The organism is Pseudomonas glycinae (assembly GCF_001594225.2).
GTDB classification, from domain to species: domain Bacteria; phylum Pseudomonadota; class Gammaproteobacteria; order Pseudomonadales; family Pseudomonadaceae; genus Aquipseudomonas; species Aquipseudomonas glycinae.
On the sequence record NZ_CP014205.2, the window covers coordinates 5,033,578 to 5,049,504 of the forward strand.

Sequence of the window (15,927 nt, forward strand, 5' to 3'; positions counted from 1 at the left end):
ACTCGAGCCGGGCGGTTTCGTTGCAGCTGGCTTTATTACATGTGCTTGATCAGCGCATCACCGAAGCCCGAAGAAGACACCAGCGTGGCGCCTTCCATCAGACGTTCGAAGTCGTAGGTCACGGTCTTGGCCTTGATGGCGCCATTGGTGCCCTTGATGATCAGGTCGGCCGCTTCGGTCCAGCCCAGGTGACGCAGCATCATCTCCGCCGACAGGATCACCGAGCCAGGGTTGACCTGGTCCTTGCCGGCATATTTCGGCGCGGTACCGTGGGTCGCCTCGAACATGGCCACGGTGTCGGACAGGTTGGCACCCGGCGCGATACCGATACCGCCCACTTCCGCTGCCAGGGCGTCGGACAGGTAGTCACCGTTGAGGTTGAGGGTGGCGATCACATCGTACTCGGCCGGACGCAGCAGGATCTGCTGAAGCATGGCGTCGGCGATGGCGTCCTTGACGACGACTTCACGACCGGTTTTCGGGTTCTTGAATTTCATCCATGGGCCGCCATCGAGCAGCTCGGCGCCGAATTCTTCCTTCGCCACCTCGTAACCCCAGTCCTTGAAGGCACCTTCGGTGAATTTCATGATGTTGCCCTTGTGCACGATGGTCAGCGACTTGCGGTCGTTGTCCACCACGTATTGCAGGGCCTTGCGCACCAGACGCTTGGTGCCTTCTTTGGAAACCGGCTTGATGCCGATGCCGCAATCCTGGTCGAAACGGATCTTGGTGACGCCCATTTCTTCTTTCAGGAATTTGATGACCTTGGTGGCTTCAGGGGAGCCGGCCTTCCATTCGATACCGGCATAAATGTCTTCGGAGTTCTCGCGGAAGATCACCATGTCGACGTCGCCAGGCTTTTTCACCGGGCTCGGCACACCTTCGAACCACACCACAGGGCGCAGGCAGACATAGAGATCAAGCTGTTGGCGCAGGGCGACGTTGAGGGAACGGATGCCGCCACCGACCGGAGTGGTCAGCGGGCCTTTGATGGAGACCACGTAATCCTTGACCGCGTCCAGGGTTTCCTGGGGCAGCCAGGTGTCCTGGTCATAAACCTGAGTTGCTTTTTCGCCAGCATAAACCTCCATCCAGGAAATCTTGCGCTTGCCCCCGTAGGCTTTTTCTACGGCAGCATCAACCACTTTGATCATCACAGGGCTGACGTCGACGCCAATGCCGTCACCTTCGATGAAGGGAATGATCGGGTTATCAGGGACATTGAGAGAATGGTCTGCGTTGACGGTGATTTTGTCGCCGACGGCTGGAACCTGAATCTTCTTGTAACCCATGCTGAACTCCATTGTTTGGATTGAACATCTGGCTTGGTTCGAGCGTAACCCAGTTGAATCAACACGCAAACCCTCTGTTCCGGGCGCGACCACATCTCGTTTCGTACAAGCCTGAAAGCAAAGGGAAAAGCGCCAATCTCAAGCATTCACGGCGACTCTACGCCCCACCCCGCCCTGCGACCTTTAGACCAATGGACGAGAATCGTTGCATATGAACCATCGGCAGATTGCCAGCTACCTATGTATAATGCCGCCCGCTGACCACAGGGTCACGACGGCTGGCCTCTCTAGCACGAGACTTTCCGCCTGATTGGTCGGGTTGTTACCGCAGTCCGACTGCTTGACGCTCTACTGATGCACCCAACATCACCGCGAAGATTCTCGACATTCGGTTCATGGATGACTTTGAACGAACGCGCTTACCCGGCGCCCCTCGAGTTTCTGCGCACGCTTTAGCAAAGAAGAGAGAGTTAATCCGAATATGCCCACCCGCTCGAAGATCATCTATACCTTCACCGACGAAGCTCCAGCCCTCGCCACCTATTCCCTGCTGCCGATCATCGAGGCTTACACCGCCTCGGCCGATATCGCCGTGGAAACCCGCGATATCTCTCTTGCAGCACGCATTCTGGCCAGCTTCCCCGAGCAACTGGGCGACAAAGCCGTAGCCGACCACCTCGCCGAACTGGGCGACCTGGCCGTTACGCCTGAAGCCAACATCATCAAGCTGCCGAACATCAGCGCTTCGGTTCCGCAGTTGCAGGCCGCGATCAAAGAACTGCAAGCCCAGGGCTACAACCTGCCGGACTACCCGGAATCCGTGACCAACGACGCCGAAAAAGAAGCCAAGGCGCGTTACGACAAGGTCAAGGGCAGCGCCGTGAACCCGGTTCTGCGTGAAGGCAACTCCGACCGTCGTGCGCCGCTGTCGGTCAAGAACTACGCTCGCAAGCACCCGCACAAAATGGGCGCCTGGGCCAAAGACTCCAAGTCTCATGTCGCTCACATGAGCACCGGCGATTTCTATGGCAGCGAAAAAGCTGTCCTGATCGACGCCGCTGACGCCGTGAAGATCGAACTGATCGCCAAAGACGGCACCGCGACCGTCCTGAAAGAAAAGACCACCGTTCAGGCGGGCGAGATCCTCGACTGCTCCGTGATGAGCAAAAAGGCCCTGCGCGCGTTCATCGCCGCTGAAATCGACAGCGCCAAGCAACAAGGCGTGCTGCTGTCGGTTCACCTGAAAGCCACCATGATGAAGGTCTCCGACCCGATCATGTTTGGTCAGATCGTTGCCGAGTTCTACAAGGACGCCCTGACCAAGCACGCCGACGTGCTGGCCGAAATCGGCTTCAACCTGAACAACGGCATCGGCGACCTGTACGCCCGCATCAAATCCCTGCCGGCCGAGCAGCAAGCCCAGATCGAAGCTGACATTCAAGCGGTCTACGCCGTTCGTCCGTCGCTGGCGATGGTCAACTCCGACAAAGGCATCACCAACCTGCACGTGCCGAGCGACGTTATCGTCGACGCCTCGATGCCGGCCATGATCCGTGACTCCGGCAAGATGTGGGGCACCGACGGCCAGCTGCACGACACCAAGGCCGTGATCCCGGATCGTTGCTACGCCACCATCTACCAGGCCGTGATCGAAGATTGCAAAGCCAATGGCGCTTTCGATCCGACCACCATGGGCAGCGTGCCAAACGTTGGCCTGATGGCTAAAAAAGCCGAAGAATACGGTTCCCACGACAAGACCTTCCAGATCAAGGCCGACGGCGTGGTTCGCGTGACCGACAGCAAAGGCACCCTGCTGATGGAACAGGCTGTTGAAGCCGGCGACATCTTCCGCATGTGCCAGACCAAGGACGCGCCGATCCAGGACTGGGTCAAACTGGCCGTCAACCGTGCTCGTGCAAGCGCAACTCCAGCCATTTTCTGGCTGGACCCGATGCGCGCACACGACGGCGTGGTGATCGAGAAGGTTCAGGCTTACCTGAAGGATCACGACACCACCGGTCTGGACATCCAGATCATGGCGCCGGTCGATGCCATGAAATACACCCTGCAACGCACCCGCGAAGGCAAGGACACCATTTCGGTGACCGGCAACGTACTGCGCGACTACCTGACCGACCTGTTCCCGATCATGGAACTGGGCACCAGCGCCAAGATGCTGTCGATCGTGCCGCTGATGAACGGCGGTGGCCTGTTCGAAACCGGCGCCGGCGGTTCGGCGCCGAAGCACGTACAGCAACTGGTCGAAGAGAACTTCCTGCGCTGGGATTCGCTGGGTGAATTCCTGGCCCTGGCCGCTTCTCTCGAGCACTTGGGTGTGAACTACAACAACCCGAAAGCGCTGGTGCTGTCCAAGACCCTGGACCAGGCCACTGGCCAGTTCCTCGACAACAACAAGTCGCCATCGCGCAAAGTCGGCAACATCGACAACCGCGGCAGCCACTTCTACCTGGCGATGTACTGGGCACAAGCCCTGGCCGCCCAGACCGAAGACGCTGCACTGCAAGCGCAGTTCGCGACTCTGGCCAAAACCCTGACCGAGAACGAAGCGACCATCGTCGCCGAGCTCAATGCCGTTCAAGGCAAGCCAGTGGACATCGGCGGTTACTACCACGCCAATGCCGAGCTGATCAGCAAGGCCATGCGCCCAAGCGCAACCTTCAACGCGGCGATTGCTGCGCTGGTATAAGGTTGTAAAGGGAACATCACAAACCCCGGCCCCGTGCCGGGGTTTGTGTTTCTGAAGACAACACAAACCCTTGTGGGAGCTGGCTTGCCAGCGATGGCAGCCGATTAGCCAACAATCATGGTGATTGATCCACCGCTATCGCTGGCAAGCCAGCTCCCACAGGGATAGTGTTTCAAGATTTGGAAAATTGAGGACGACTTATGGACTGGCTCCCCCACATCACCGTCGCCACCATCGTCGAGGACAACGGTCGTTTCCTGATGGTCGAGGAACACAAGGCCGGGCGCAACGTGCTCAATCAGCCGGCCGGCCATCTGGATCCGGACGAAACCCTGATCGAAGCCGCCGTGCGCGAAACCCTCGAAGAGACCGGCTGGGACGTCGAGCCCACCGCCGTGGTCGGCATTTATCTGTACACCGCCCCAAGCAACGGCGTGACTTACCAGCGCGTATGCTTCAGCGCCAAAGCCGTGAAACATCACCCGGATTATCAACTGGACGACGGCATCGTCGGCGCCAAGTGGCTGACCCGCGACGAATTATTGGATCTGCGCGAGCACTGGCGCAGCGAGCTGATCATCCGCTGCATCGATGATTATCTGGCCGGCAATCGCTTCGGCCTCGAACTGATCCGCCCTTCCCTTTAGCCTTGAGGCCGTGAGCCTGATAGAATCGCGTCCTTTTTCAAGACACTCATTGAATCCCTATGCGTGATCCAGCCCCTTCTGACACATCCAAGAAGCGCGTCATTGTCGGCATGTCCGGCGGCGTGGACTCTTCCGTTTCCGCTCTCCTGCTGATCGAGCAGGGCTATGAAGTGGAAGGCCTGTTCATGAAGAACTGGGAAGAAGACGACGGAACGGAATACTGCACCGCCATGGACGACCTGGCGGATGCTCAGGCTGTGTGCGACAAGATCGGTGTCAAGCTGCACACCGCCAACTTCGCCGCCGAGTACTGGGACAACGTGTTCGAGCACTTCCTGGCCGAATACAAGGCCGGCCGCACGCCGAACCCGGACATCCTGTGCAACCGCGAAATCAAGTTCAAGGCGTTCCTCGACTACGCCATGATGCTCGGCGCCGACCTGATCGCCACCGGTCACTACGTGCGTCGCCGCGACATCGATGGTCGCACCGAGCTGCTCAAGGGCCTGGATCCGAACAAGGATCAGAGCTACTTCCTGCACGCCGTCGGCGGCGAACAGATCGCCAAGACCCTGTTCCCGGTCGGCGAGCTGGAGAAACCGGAAGTCCGTGCAATTGCCGAGAAGTACGAGCTGGCGACCGCCAAGAAGAAGGATTCCACCGGGATCTGCTTCATCGGCGAGCGCCGTTTCAGCGATTTCCTCAAGCAATACCTGCCGGCGCAACCGGGCGAGATCAAGACCACCGAAGGCGAAGTCATCGGCCGCCACCACGGCTTGATGTACCACACCATCGGTCAGCGCCAGGGCCTGGGCATCGGCGGTCTGAAAGACGCCGGCGATGAGCCGTGGTACGTGTTGCGCAAGGATCTGGACACCAACGAGCTGATCGTCGGCCAGGGCAACAACCATCCGTGGCTGTTCTCCAGCGCCCTGCTCGCTTCGGAAATCTATTGGGTCAATCCGATCGATTTGAGCCAGCCGCTGCGACTGACCGCCAAGGTTCGTTATCGCCAGAGCGATCAGGCCTGCACCCTGGAAAAAACCGCGACCGGCTATCGTGCCGTGTTCGACGAGCCGCAACGCGCGGTCACGCCGGGCCAGTCAGTGGTGTTCTATGACGGTGAAATCTGCCTCGGTGGCGGCGTGATAGAAGTCGCCGAGCCGTGGAGCGGCCAGGCATGAGCCCGACTCAGGAGCAATTGACGGCTCTGGGCGGGGTGTTTCTCGCCGCCGTGCTGGTCGACCGGATCGCCAAGACCGGCCAGACCAACGAAGCGGGCCTGAGCTGCATGCTCGGCAGCCTGCTGGTTCGCGACCCGAAAGACACGCTGGATGTTTACGGCGGCGACGATATCAACCTGCGCGAGGGTTACCGCGCGCTGATCGGCGCCCTCGAACGCGACCCGAGCACCTTGCAGCGCGAGCCGCTGCGCTACGCCCTGTCGATGCTCGGCCTTGAGCGACAACTGGCCAAGCGCAACGACATGCTCGACGTGATCGGCAAGCGCTTGCCGCAGATCCAGTCGCAGGTCGAGCATTTCGGCCCGGCCCACGAAAACGTGATCGCGGCCTGCGGCGCGCTGTATCAGGACACCCTGAGCACGCTGCGCCAACGCATTCAGGTGCATGGCGACATGCGCAACTTGCAGCAGCCGAGCAATGCCTCGAAGATCCGCGCCCTGCTGCTCGCCGGCATTCGCTCTGCACGCCTGTGGCGTCAGCTCGGCGGTCATCGCTGGCAACTGGTCATCAGTCGGCGCAAATTGCTCAAAGAGCTGTATCCGTTGATGCGCAGCGAGTAAATCACCGCGCAACAAAAGCTTTGTAGTCTGTAACGCGTAATACGCCGGTCAGTTGGCGACGGACCGGCGGATTTTTTCATGTATGATACGCGCCCCATTTCGTTGCCCGACTGTCCGAGAACACCCCATGCAGCTCTCTTCGCTCACTGCGGTTTCCCCTGTTGACGGCCGCTACGCCGGCAAAACCCAGGCCCTGCGCCCAATTTTCAGCGAGTACGGCCTGATCCGTGCCCGCGTTCTGGTTGAAGTGCGCTGGCTCCAGCGCCTGGCCGCTCACGCCGGCATCCCGGAAGTGCCAGCCTTCTCCGCCGAAGCCAACGCCGTTCTGAACGAACTGGCCGAAAACTTCTCGCTGGAGCACGCCGAGCGCGTGAAAGAGATCGAGCGCACCACCAACCACGACGTCAAAGCGATCGAATACCTGCTCAAGGAGCAGGCGGCCAAGCTGCCGGAGCTGGCCAAGGTCAGCGAATTCATCCACTTCGCCTGCACCAGCGAGGACATCAACAACCTGTCCCACGCCCTGATGCTGCGCGAAGGCCGTGACGACGTGATGCTGCCGCTGATGCGCCAGACCGCCACCGCCATCCGCGAACTGGCCCTGCGCTTCGCCGACGTGCCAATGCTGTCGCGCACCCACGGCCAGCCGGCTTCGCCGACCACTCTGGGTAAAGAGCTGGCGAACGTGGTTTACCGTCTCGAGCGTCAGATCGCTCAGGTCGCTGCCGTTCCGCTGCTGGGCAAGATCAACGGTGCTGTCGGCAACTACAACGCTCACCTGTCGGCCTACCCGCAGATCGACTGGGAAGCCAACGCCCGCGCCTTCATCGAAGACGAGCTGGGCCTGGCCTTCAACCCGTACACCACGCAGATCGAACCGCACGACTACATCGCCGAGCTGTTCGACGCCATTGCGCGCTTCAACACCATCCTGATCGACTTCGACCGTGACATCTGGGGCTACATCTCCCTGGGTTACTTCAAGCAGCGCACCATCGCCGGCGAAATCGGTTCGTCGACCATGCCGCACAAGGTCAACCCGATCGACTTCGAAAACTCCGAAGGCAACCTGGGCATCGCCAACGCACTGTTCCAGCACCTGGCGAGCAAACTGCCGATCTCCCGCTGGCAGCGCGACCTGACCGACTCCACCGTATTGCGTAATCTCGGTGTGGGTTTCGCCCACAGCGTGATCGCGTACGAAGCGAGTCTCAAAGGCATCAGCAAGCTCGAACTGAACGCTGACAAGATCGCTGCCGATCTGGACGCTTGCTGGGAAGTCCTGGCCGAGCCGATCCAGACCGTGATGCGCCGCTACAACATCGAAAACCCTTACGAGAAGCTGAAAGAACTGACGCGCGGCAAGGGCATCAGCCCTGAAGCACTGCAGACTTTCATCGATGGCCTGGACATGCCGGCCGCTGCGAAAGCCGAGCTCAAGCAACTGACCCCGGCCAACTACATCGGCAACGCTGTAGCGCAAGCCAAACGCATCTGATCGACTGCTTGACCCGTTTGAGACGCCCGGCCGCGCCGGGCGTTTTTATTCCCGTCTGAAAAATGCTTTTTTTCAATAGGTTACATATGAATCCCGATATTCCTCTTCAACTTCTGGGTGGTCTTACGGCGCGCGAGTTCATGCGCGATTACTGGCAGAAAAAACCACTGCTGATCCGCCAGGCGTTTCCTGATTTTGAAAGCCCGATCGACGCCGACGAACTCGCCGGCCTGGCCCTGGAAGAAGAAGTTGAATCGCGTCTGGTGATCGAGCACGGCGAGCGTCCCTGGGAACTGCGCCGCGGCCCGTTCGCCGAAGACGAATTCAGCAAACTGCCGGAACGTGAGTGGACCCTGCTGGTGCAGGCCGTCGATCAGTTCGTGCCGGAAGTCAGCGAGCTGCTGGAAAACTTCCGCTTTCTGCCGAGCTGGCGCGTCGACGACGTGATGATCAGCTTCGCCGCTCCGGGCGGCAGCGTCGGCCCGCACTTCGACAACTACGACGTGTTCCTGCTGCAAGGCCACGGCAAGCGCAACTGGAAAATCGGCCAGATGTGCGACTCCGAAAGCCCGCTGCTGCAACACGCAGACCTGCGCATCCTCGCCGAATTCCACGAGACTGAAGAGTGGGTCCTGGAACCCGGCGACATGCTCTACCTGCCGCCGCGCCTGGCTCACTGCGGCGTTGCTGTTGACGACTGCATGACCTACTCGGTCGGCTTCCGCGCACCGAGCGCCGCTGAAGTGCTGACCCACTTCACCGACTTCCTCAGCCAGTTCCTGACTGACGAAGAGCGTTATACCGACGCCGATGCAAAACCGGTCAGCGATGATCCACATCAGATCCAGCACGATGCCCTCGGCCGCCTGAAAGCGCTGCTCGCCGAGCACATGAGCGACGAACGCCTGCTGCTGACCTGGTTCGGCCAGTACATGACCGAGCCGCGTTATCCAGAGCTGGTGGTCGGTCCGGAAGAGGTCGAGGAAGAAGACTTGCTCGGCGCGCTCGAAGACGGCGCCATCCTGATCCGCAACCCGAGCGCGCGCCTGGCGTGGTCGGACGTCGATGACGATCTGCTGCTGTTCGCCAGCGGCCAGAGCCGCTACCTGCCGGGCAAGCTGCGCGAACTGCTGAAGCTGATCTGCTCCGCCGACGCCCTGCACACCGACAACCTCGGTGACTGGCTGAGCGACGAAGACGGTCGCGGCCTGCTGTGCGAACTGGTCAAACAGGGCAGTCTGGGGTTCGCCGACGATGAATAAGATTCGCGTACGTGTTGCAGACTGGCAAAAGGACAACGCCGAGATCCGCCGCATTCGCGAAACGGTGTTCATTGCCGAACAATCGGTTCCACCCGAGCTTGAGTGGGATGCCGATGACGCCACGGCGGTGCATTTTCTGGCCTTCGAAGGCGACTTTCCGATCGGCACCGCCCGCCTGTTGCCCGACGGGCATGTTGGCCGGGTCTCAGTGCTGAAGGACTGGCGCGGCCTGAAGGTCGGCGATGCGCTGATGCAAGCGGTGATTGCCGAAGCGGAAGCACGCGGCCTGAAGCAGCAGATGCTCAGTGCCCAGGTTCAGGCCACGGCGTTCTATGAGCGTCTGGGTTTCAATCTGGTCAGCGAGGAATTCCTGGAAGCAGGGATTCCGCATGTCGATATGGTTCGTCACTCAGCTTAAGACCGAGGAGCCGATCGTTCCCACGCTCTGCGTGGGGATGCCTCTCGGGACGCTCCGCGTCCCTCGCGGCATGTGACGCAGAGCGTCACTGGCTGCATTCCCACGCAGAGCGTGGGAACGATCAACACCTAAAACGCCCCGCCATCTCACGATGCCGGGGCGTTTTGCTGTCTACGATTCAACTTGCCCCACCCCGGGCCGACAAACTGGCAATATCAAGCCTTTCGAAAGCGGAGATAACGGACATGTCCCTACGCACCCTGCTCACCACCCTGCTGCTCGGCTGCAGTTTTTCGGTGATGGCAGCCACAGAAATCGTGCCCCTCAAGTACCACACCAGTGCCGACATGCTGCCGGTGGCTCAGGACTTCATCGGCAAGGACGGCCAGGTCAGCGCCTATGGCAACCAACTGATCGTCAAGGCCGAGCCCGGCAAGATTCAAGAACTCAAGGACCTGCTCTCGCAGCTCGACACCGCGCCCAAGCGCTTGCTGATCACGGTCGACACCAACGAAAACAACGGTCGTGGCGATGAAGGTTATTCGGTCAATGGCGCGCAAACCCGCATCATCAGCCGCGGCACCGCCAGCCGTGACGGCGGCATTCAGCAAATTCAGGCCAGCGAAGGTGCACCGGCACTGATCCAGGTCGGCCAGAGCGTGCCGATCACCAGCAGCCAGACCAACTCCTACGGCGATTACAGCAGCCAGACGCAATATCGCAACGTCACCCAGGGCTTTTACGTCACCGCCAGCGTCACCGGCGAAACCGTTCACCTGGCAATCAGTACCAACCGTGACCGCATGAGCCAGGAACGTCCCGATGTAGTGAACGTTCAAAGCACCGACACAACTGTCACCGGACGCCTGGGCGAGTGGATCACCCTCGCCGGCGTGAATCGCCAGACCCAGGCCGACAAACAGGGCCTGGCCCGCAGCTACTCGACTCAAGGCCGGGATGACATGACGTTGCGGGTGAAAGTCGACACGTTGGACTAAAGCACCGAAAACTGACTGATTAGTCGTATTAGACGAAAGATGTAGTGCTTGAAAAAAAGCACTACAAATCGTTTGACGAGCCAAAAAAGCGAAGGCATGATGGCCTCGCTCCCGCTAATCAGAGGCCCTGGCAAGGGCCTTCGAAGCGCTGCTCGCAACCATCCCCGCGAGCCGTTTCGTGTCTGTACCGCCCACAAGGTGTGTTTGACGAGGTTGCCGACTGGAACGAAGTTGTCCCGAGGGACGGAAGCGTAATTAGGTAACCCGGCTTTACACTGTAGTTCGTATAAAGGCCCACGACGCCCGAATGCGCCCGCCAGTTCGCCTTTACCTGCTCACTTCCCCTCGAGCCCATCGTTCATCCCGTCGCCTGCCCCGCCGAACCCGACCTGACCACCTAAGCTTCTGGTCAGCGAGCGCAAGGAATTTTCCACCGCAGAACAACTTTTCATAAAGACGCGACGAGGTTTATCTCCATGGCACTGACACGCGAACAGCAAATTGCAGCCCTTGAAAAAGACTGGGCTGAAAACCCGCGCTGGAAAGGCGTGACTCGCAATTACTCCGCTGCTGACGTCGTCCGTCTGCGTGGCTCGGTTCAACCAGAGCACACCTTTGCAAAAATGGGCGCCGAAAAACTGTGGAACCTGGTCACCCAGGGTGCCAAGCCGTCCTTCCGCCCAGAGAAAGATTTCGTCAACTGCATGGGCGCCCTGACCGGCGGCCAGGCTGTGCAACAGGTCAAGGCCGGTATTCAGGCGATTTACCTGTCGGGCTGGCAAGTCGCTGCGGACAACAACTCCGCCGAATCGATGTACCCGGACCAGTCGCTGTACCCGGTGGACTCGGTTCCGACCGTGGTCAAGCGCATCAACAACTCGTTCCGTCGTGCCGACCAGATCCAGTGGAAAGCCGGCAAGAACCCGGGCGACGAAGGCTACATCGACTACTTCGCGCCAATCGTGGCTGACGCTGAAGCCGGGTTCGGCGGCGTACTGAACGCCTACGAGCTGATGAAGAGCATGATCGAAGCAGGCGCCGCCGGCGTTCACTTCGAAGACCAGCTGGCTTCCGTGAAGAAATGCGGCCACATGGGCGGCAAGGTTCTGGTTCCAACCCAGGAAGCCGTGCAGAAGCTGACCGCGGCTCGTCTGGCTGCCGACGTTGCCGGTGTACCGACCATCATCCTGGCCCGTACCGATGCCAACGCTGCCGACCTGCTGACTTCCGACTGCGATCCGTACGACCAGCCATTCGTGACTGGCACCCGTACCCAGGAAGGTTTCTACAAGGTTCGTGCAGGTCTGGACCAGGCAATCGCCCGTGGCCTGGCCTACGCGCCGTACGCCGACCTGATCTGGTGCGAAACCGCCAAACCAGACCTGGACGAAGCCCGTCGTTTCGCTGAAGCGATCAAGAAGGAATACCCGGACCAGATCCTGTCGTACAACTGCTCGCCTTCCTTCAACTGGAAGAAAAACCTGGACGACGCGACCATCGCCAAGTTCCAGCGCGAACTGTCCGCCATGGGTTACAAGCACCAGTTCATTACCCTGGCCGGCATTCACAACATGTGGCACAGCATGTTCAACCTGGCGCACGACTACGCCCGCAACGACATGACTGCCTACGTGAAGCTGCAAGAGCAGGAATTCGCTGACGCCGCCAAGGGTTACACCTTCGTGGCTCACCAGCAGGAAGTGGGCACTGGCTACTTCGACGACATGACCACCGTGATCCAGGGCGGCACGTCCTCGGTGACCGCGCTGACCGGTTCGACCGAAGAAGAACAGTTCCACTGATCGACTTCGCCTGAGCGAACGGCCTTTGCGGACCGTATAGAAAGCTAACCGCACTGCCGAAAAACTGACGCCCCGACTGGTTCGGGGCGTTTTTTTGCCTGCGCTTTTCCGGGCACCTTAGGAAATGGCACAGCCTGTCAGGCAAAACATTGATCCAGAGCGGTATCCGTATCGGAAAAACCGGTTAAAACGGGCGCCGCCGCTACTTGCAGTAACGCGGATATAAGACAACTTCCCGACTACTGACCCGTTAAACAGTTACCCAATCACTCCAAACGATATCAATTATCATTTAGCGACAACTATGTTCGTTACATTTCCTACAAAACATAATTCGTGAAATCCCGGCTAATGCCCGCAGCGCATGGGCTGCGGGCCCTTCGAGGTGCGCTATGTCCTTATTCCAATAAATAATTTCGCTATAGGAATTTTACTTGCCGGGTGTTTAGCCATAAAATCAGCGCGATTGATTGCTGCGACATATCGTCACTGCCTTATTTCTTTATCAAGCTCAGAGACCTTTGCTCTCTGTTAAGGATTTCCAGCATGCCCGAAGCGACAGGACTCATGGCCCACAACTGGGGCTTTGCCATTTTCCTTCTGGGTGTAGTCGGCCTGTGTGCCTTCATGCTCGGCGTCTCCAGCCTCCTCGGGTCAAAAGCCTGGGGCCGCAGCAAAAACGAACCGTTCGAGTCCGGCATGCTACCTACCGGTGGCGCCCGCTTGCGGCTCTCAGCCAAATTCTATCTGGTCGCGATGCTGTTCGTGATCTTCGATATCGAAGCCCTCTTTCTCTTTGCATGGTCTGTGTCCGTCCGCGAAAGCGGCTGGACCGGATTCGTCGAAGCTCTCGTTTTCATAGCAATTCTGTTGGCAGGTCTTGTCTACCTGTTCCGAGTGGGCGCCCTTGACTGGGCTCCGGAAGCTCGTCGCAAGCGGCAGGCGAAGCTGAAACAATGAGGCTTTGGCAATGCAATACAATCTCACCAGAATCGACCCCGATGCTCCTAACGAGCAGTATCCGATCGGCCAGCGGGAAACCGTTTCCGATCCGTTAGAGGATCAAGTCCACAAAAACATTTTCATGGGCAAGCTGGAAGACGTGCTGAGTGGCGCGGTCAACTGGGGACGTAAGAACTCCCTGTGGCCGTACAACTTCGGTCTGTCGTGCTGCTACGTGGAAATGACCACCGCCTTCACGGCGCCCCACGACATCGCGCGCTTCGGCGCCGAAGTTATCCGGGCATCACCGCGTCAGGCCGACTTCATGGTTATCGCCGGGACCTGCTTCATCAAGATGGCGCCGATCATTCAGCGCCTGTATGAGCAGATGCTTGAGCCCAAGTGGGTGATCTCGATGGGTTCGTGCGCCAACTCCGGCGGCATGTACGACATCTACTCCGTGGTTCAGGGGGTGGACAAGTTCCTGCCCGTTGACGTCTACGTACCTGGCTGCCCGCCCCGTCCAGAAGCATTTCTGCAAGGCTTGATGCTGTTGCAGGAATCCATTGGCCAGGAGCGTCGCCCACTGTCCTGGGTCGTTGGCGATCAAGGCGTCTATCGCGCCGACATGCCTTCGCAGAAGGAACAGCGCCGCGAACAGCGAATCGCAGTCACCAACCTGCGCAGCCCTGACGAAGTCTGATCCAGTCTGTTTCAAAGAAACGAGAAGCTGGCTTCATTCTTTACGTTGACCGAAAGCGAAAAAATAACCATGACTACAGGCAGTGCTCTGTACATCCCGCCTTATAAGGCAGACGACCAGGATGTGGTCGTCGAACTGAACAACCGTTTTGGCGCCGAAGCGTTCACCGCTCAGCCGACCCGCACCGGCATGCCGGTGCTGTGGGTGGCTCGCGCCAAGCTCGTCGAAGTCCTGACCTTCCTGCGTAATCTGCCCAAGCCGTACGTCATGCTCTATGACCTGCACGGCGTGGACGAGCGTCTGCGCACCAAGCGTCAAGGGCTGCCGAGCGGTGCCGATTTCACCGTGTTCTATCACCTCATGTCGCTGGAACGTAATAGTGACGTGATGATCAAGGTCGCCTTGTCCGAGAGCGACCTCAGCTTGCCGACCGTCACCAGCATCTGGCCGAATGCCAACTGGTACGAGCGTGAAGTCTGGGACATGTACGGCATCGACTTCAAAGGTCACCCGCACCTGTCGCGCATCATGATGCCGCCGACCTGGGAAGGTCACCCGCTGCGCAAGGACTTCCCGGCGCGCGCCACCGAATTCGATCCGTTCAGCCTGAACCTGGCCAAGCAACAGCTCGAGGAAGAAGCCGCGCGTTTCCGTCCTGAAGAATGGGGCATGAAGCGCTCCGGCCCGAACGAGGACTACATGTTCCTCAACCTGGGCCCGAACCACCCTTCGGCGCACGGTGCGTTCCGCATCATCCTGCAGCTGGACGGTGAAGAAATCGTCGACTGCGTTCCGGACATCGGTTACCACCACCGTGGCGCCGAGAAGATGGCTGAGCGTCAGTCCTGGCACAGCTTCATTCCGTACACCGACCGTATCGACTACCTCGGCGGCGTGATGAACAACCTGCCGTACGTGCTCTCGGTCGAGAAGCTGGCCGGCATCAAGGTGCCAGAGAAAGTCGACGTCATCCGCATCATGATGGCCGAGTTCTTCCGGATCACCAGCCACCTGCTGTTCCTGGGTACCTACATCCAGGACGTCGGCGCGATGACTCCGGTGTTCTTCACGTTCACCGACCGCCAGAAGGCGTACACGGTGATCGAAGCCATCACCGGTTTCCGTCTGCACCCGGCCTGGTACCGCATCGGCGGCGTCGCCCACGACCTGCCGCGCGGCTGGGAAAAACTGGTGAAAGATTTCGTTGAATGGCTGCCGAAGCGCCTCGACGAATACACCAAGGCCGCCCTGCAGAACAGCATCCTCAAGGGTCGTACCATCGGCGTTGCCCAGTACAACACCAAAGAGGCCCTGGAATGGGGCGTCACCGGTGCCGGCCTGCGTTCCACCGGTTGCGACTTCGACCTGCGTAAGGCGCGTCCGTACTCCGGCTACGAGAACTTCGAGTTCGAAGTACCGCTGGCCGCCAACGGCGATGCCTACGACCGCTGCATGGTTCGCGTCGAAGAGATGCGCCAGAGCGTCAAGATCATCGACCAGTGCCTGCGCAACATGCCGGAAGGCCCGTACAAGGCGGATCACCCGCTGACCACGCCGCCGCCGAAAGAGCGCACGCTGCAGCACATCGAAACCCTGATCACGCACTTCCTGCAAGTTTCGTGGGGCCCGGTCATGCCGGCCAACGAATCCTTCCAGATGATCGAAGCGACCAAGGGCATCAACAGTTATTACCTGACGAGCGACGGCGGCACCATGAGCTACCGTACCCGGATCCGTACTCCGAGCTTCGCCCACCTGCAGCAGATCCCTTCGGTGATCAAAGGCAGCATGGTCGCGGACCTGATTGCGTACTTGGGTAGTATCGACTTCGTTATGGCCGACGTGGACCGCTAA

At 59.5% G+C, this 15,927-nt stretch carries 13 protein-coding genes; 12 read left to right on the forward strand and 1 reads right to left on the reverse strand.

Going from position 1 to position 15,927, the window contains the following annotated elements; translation table 11 throughout:
* Window positions 1-35 precede the first annotated feature (35 nt).
* The gene (gene icd, locus AWU82_RS23100; protein WP_064380687.1) at window positions 36-1,292 is read right to left on the reverse strand and encodes an NADP-dependent isocitrate dehydrogenase; all 1,257 of its coding nucleotides are present in this window, start codon (window positions 1,290-1,292) and stop codon (window positions 36-38) included.
* A 481-nt stretch (window positions 1,293-1,773) separates the two neighbouring features.
* On the opposite strand from icd, the gene AWU82_RS23105 reads away from it, so the two are divergent.
* From AWU82_RS23105 to nuoC, 12 genes are all read left to right on the forward strand, one after another.
* The gene (locus tag AWU82_RS23105; protein WP_064380689.1) at window positions 1,774-3,999 is read left to right on the forward strand and encodes an NADP-dependent isocitrate dehydrogenase; all 2,226 of its coding nucleotides are present in this window, start codon (window positions 1,774-1,776) and stop codon (window positions 3,997-3,999) included.
* Window positions 4,000-4,199: 200 nt separating this feature from the next.
* The gene (locus tag AWU82_RS23110; RefSeq protein WP_064380690.1) at window positions 4,200-4,646 is read left to right on the forward strand and encodes an NUDIX hydrolase; all 447 of its coding nucleotides are present in this window, start codon (window positions 4,200-4,202) and stop codon (window positions 4,644-4,646) included.
* 59 nt (window positions 4,647-4,705) lie between these two features.
* Entirely contained in the window at window positions 4,706-5,830 is a 1,125-nt protein-coding gene (gene mnmA, locus AWU82_RS23115; protein WP_064380692.1) for a tRNA 2-thiouridine(34) synthase MnmA, read from the forward strand.
* Window positions 5,827-6,450: a high frequency lysogenization protein HflD gene (gene hflD, locus AWU82_RS23120; RefSeq protein ID WP_064380694.1), complete on the forward strand. Its 624-nt coding sequence runs from the start codon at window positions 5,827-5,829 to the stop codon at window positions 6,448-6,450. Before mnmA ends, hflD begins: the two co-directional genes overlap by 4 nt.
* A gap of 127 nt (window positions 6,451-6,577) precedes the next feature.
* The gene (purB, locus tag AWU82_RS23125) at window positions 6,578-7,948 is read left to right on the forward strand and encodes an adenylosuccinate lyase (RefSeq protein WP_064380697.1); all 1,371 of its coding nucleotides are present in this window, start codon (window positions 6,578-6,580) and stop codon (window positions 7,946-7,948) included.
* A gap of 86 nt (window positions 7,949-8,034) precedes the next feature.
* Window positions 8,035-9,210 (forward strand): ribosomal protein uL16 3-hydroxylase, encoded by a 1,176-nt coding sequence (locus tag AWU82_RS23130; RefSeq protein WP_064380698.1) that lies wholly within the window; start codon window positions 8,035-8,037, stop codon window positions 9,208-9,210.
* Window positions 9,203-9,628, forward strand: a complete 426-nt coding sequence (locus tag AWU82_RS23135; protein ID WP_007951452.1) for a GNAT family N-acetyltransferase — start codon at window positions 9,203-9,205, stop codon at window positions 9,626-9,628. Before AWU82_RS23130 ends, AWU82_RS23135 begins: the two co-directional genes overlap by 8 nt.
* A gap of 245 nt (window positions 9,629-9,873) precedes the next feature.
* Window positions 9,874-10,626: a secretin N-terminal domain-containing protein gene (locus AWU82_RS23140; RefSeq protein WP_064380699.1), complete on the forward strand. Its 753-nt coding sequence runs from the start codon at window positions 9,874-9,876 to the stop codon at window positions 10,624-10,626.
* A 476-nt stretch (window positions 10,627-11,102) separates the two neighbouring features.
* Window positions 11,103-12,428: an isocitrate lyase gene (aceA, locus tag AWU82_RS23145; protein ID WP_011334956.1), complete on the forward strand. Its 1,326-nt coding sequence runs from the start codon at window positions 11,103-11,105 to the stop codon at window positions 12,426-12,428.
* Window positions 12,429-12,974: 546 nt separating this feature from the next.
* Window positions 12,975-13,388: an NADH-quinone oxidoreductase subunit A gene (locus AWU82_RS23150; RefSeq protein ID WP_003223812.1), complete on the forward strand. Its 414-nt coding sequence runs from the start codon at window positions 12,975-12,977 to the stop codon at window positions 13,386-13,388.
* Window positions 13,389-13,398: 10 nt separating this feature from the next.
* Entirely contained in the window at window positions 13,399-14,073 is a 675-nt protein-coding gene (locus tag AWU82_RS23155; protein ID WP_007951456.1) for a NuoB/complex I 20 kDa subunit family protein, read from the forward strand.
* A 69-nt stretch (window positions 14,074-14,142) separates the two neighbouring features.
* On the forward strand, window positions 14,143-15,927 hold the full coding sequence (gene nuoC / locus AWU82_RS23160) for an NADH-quinone oxidoreductase subunit C/D (RefSeq protein WP_064384075.1): 1,785 nt from the start codon (window positions 14,143-14,145) through the stop codon (window positions 15,925-15,927).

What these genes read in the sequence shown, in the direction of transcription:
- icd (WP_064380687.1), bottom strand. Translation starts at nt 1,292, where the DNA reads ATGGGTTACAAGAAGATTCAGGTTCCAGCCGTCGGCGACAAAATCACC.
- AWU82_RS23105 (WP_064380689.1), top strand. Translation starts at nt 1,774, where the DNA reads ATGCCCACCCGCTCGAAGATCATCTATACCTTCACCGACGAAGCTCCA.
- AWU82_RS23110 (WP_064380690.1), top strand. Translation starts at nt 4,200, where the DNA reads ATGGACTGGCTCCCCCACATCACCGTCGCCACCATCGTCGAGGACAAC.
- mnmA (WP_064380692.1), top strand. Translation starts at nt 4,706, where the DNA reads ATGCGTGATCCAGCCCCTTCTGACACATCCAAGAAGCGCGTCATTGTC.
- hflD (WP_064380694.1), top strand. Translation starts at nt 5,827, where the DNA reads ATGAGCCCGACTCAGGAGCAATTGACGGCTCTGGGCGGGGTGTTTCTC.
- purB (WP_064380697.1), top strand. Translation starts at nt 6,578, where the DNA reads ATGCAGCTCTCTTCGCTCACTGCGGTTTCCCCTGTTGACGGCCGCTAC.
- AWU82_RS23130 (WP_064380698.1), top strand. Translation starts at nt 8,035, where the DNA reads ATGAATCCCGATATTCCTCTTCAACTTCTGGGTGGTCTTACGGCGCGC.
- AWU82_RS23135 (WP_007951452.1), top strand. Translation starts at nt 9,203, where the DNA reads ATGAATAAGATTCGCGTACGTGTTGCAGACTGGCAAAAGGACAACGCC.
- AWU82_RS23140 (WP_064380699.1), top strand. Translation starts at nt 9,874, where the DNA reads ATGTCCCTACGCACCCTGCTCACCACCCTGCTGCTCGGCTGCAGTTTT.
- aceA (WP_011334956.1), top strand. Translation starts at nt 11,103, where the DNA reads ATGGCACTGACACGCGAACAGCAAATTGCAGCCCTTGAAAAAGACTGG.
- AWU82_RS23150 (WP_003223812.1), top strand. Translation starts at nt 12,975, where the DNA reads ATGCCCGAAGCGACAGGACTCATGGCCCACAACTGGGGCTTTGCCATT.
- AWU82_RS23155 (WP_007951456.1), top strand. Translation starts at nt 13,399, where the DNA reads ATGCAATACAATCTCACCAGAATCGACCCCGATGCTCCTAACGAGCAG.
- nuoC (WP_064384075.1), top strand. Translation starts at nt 14,143, where the DNA reads ATGACTACAGGCAGTGCTCTGTACATCCCGCCTTATAAGGCAGACGAC.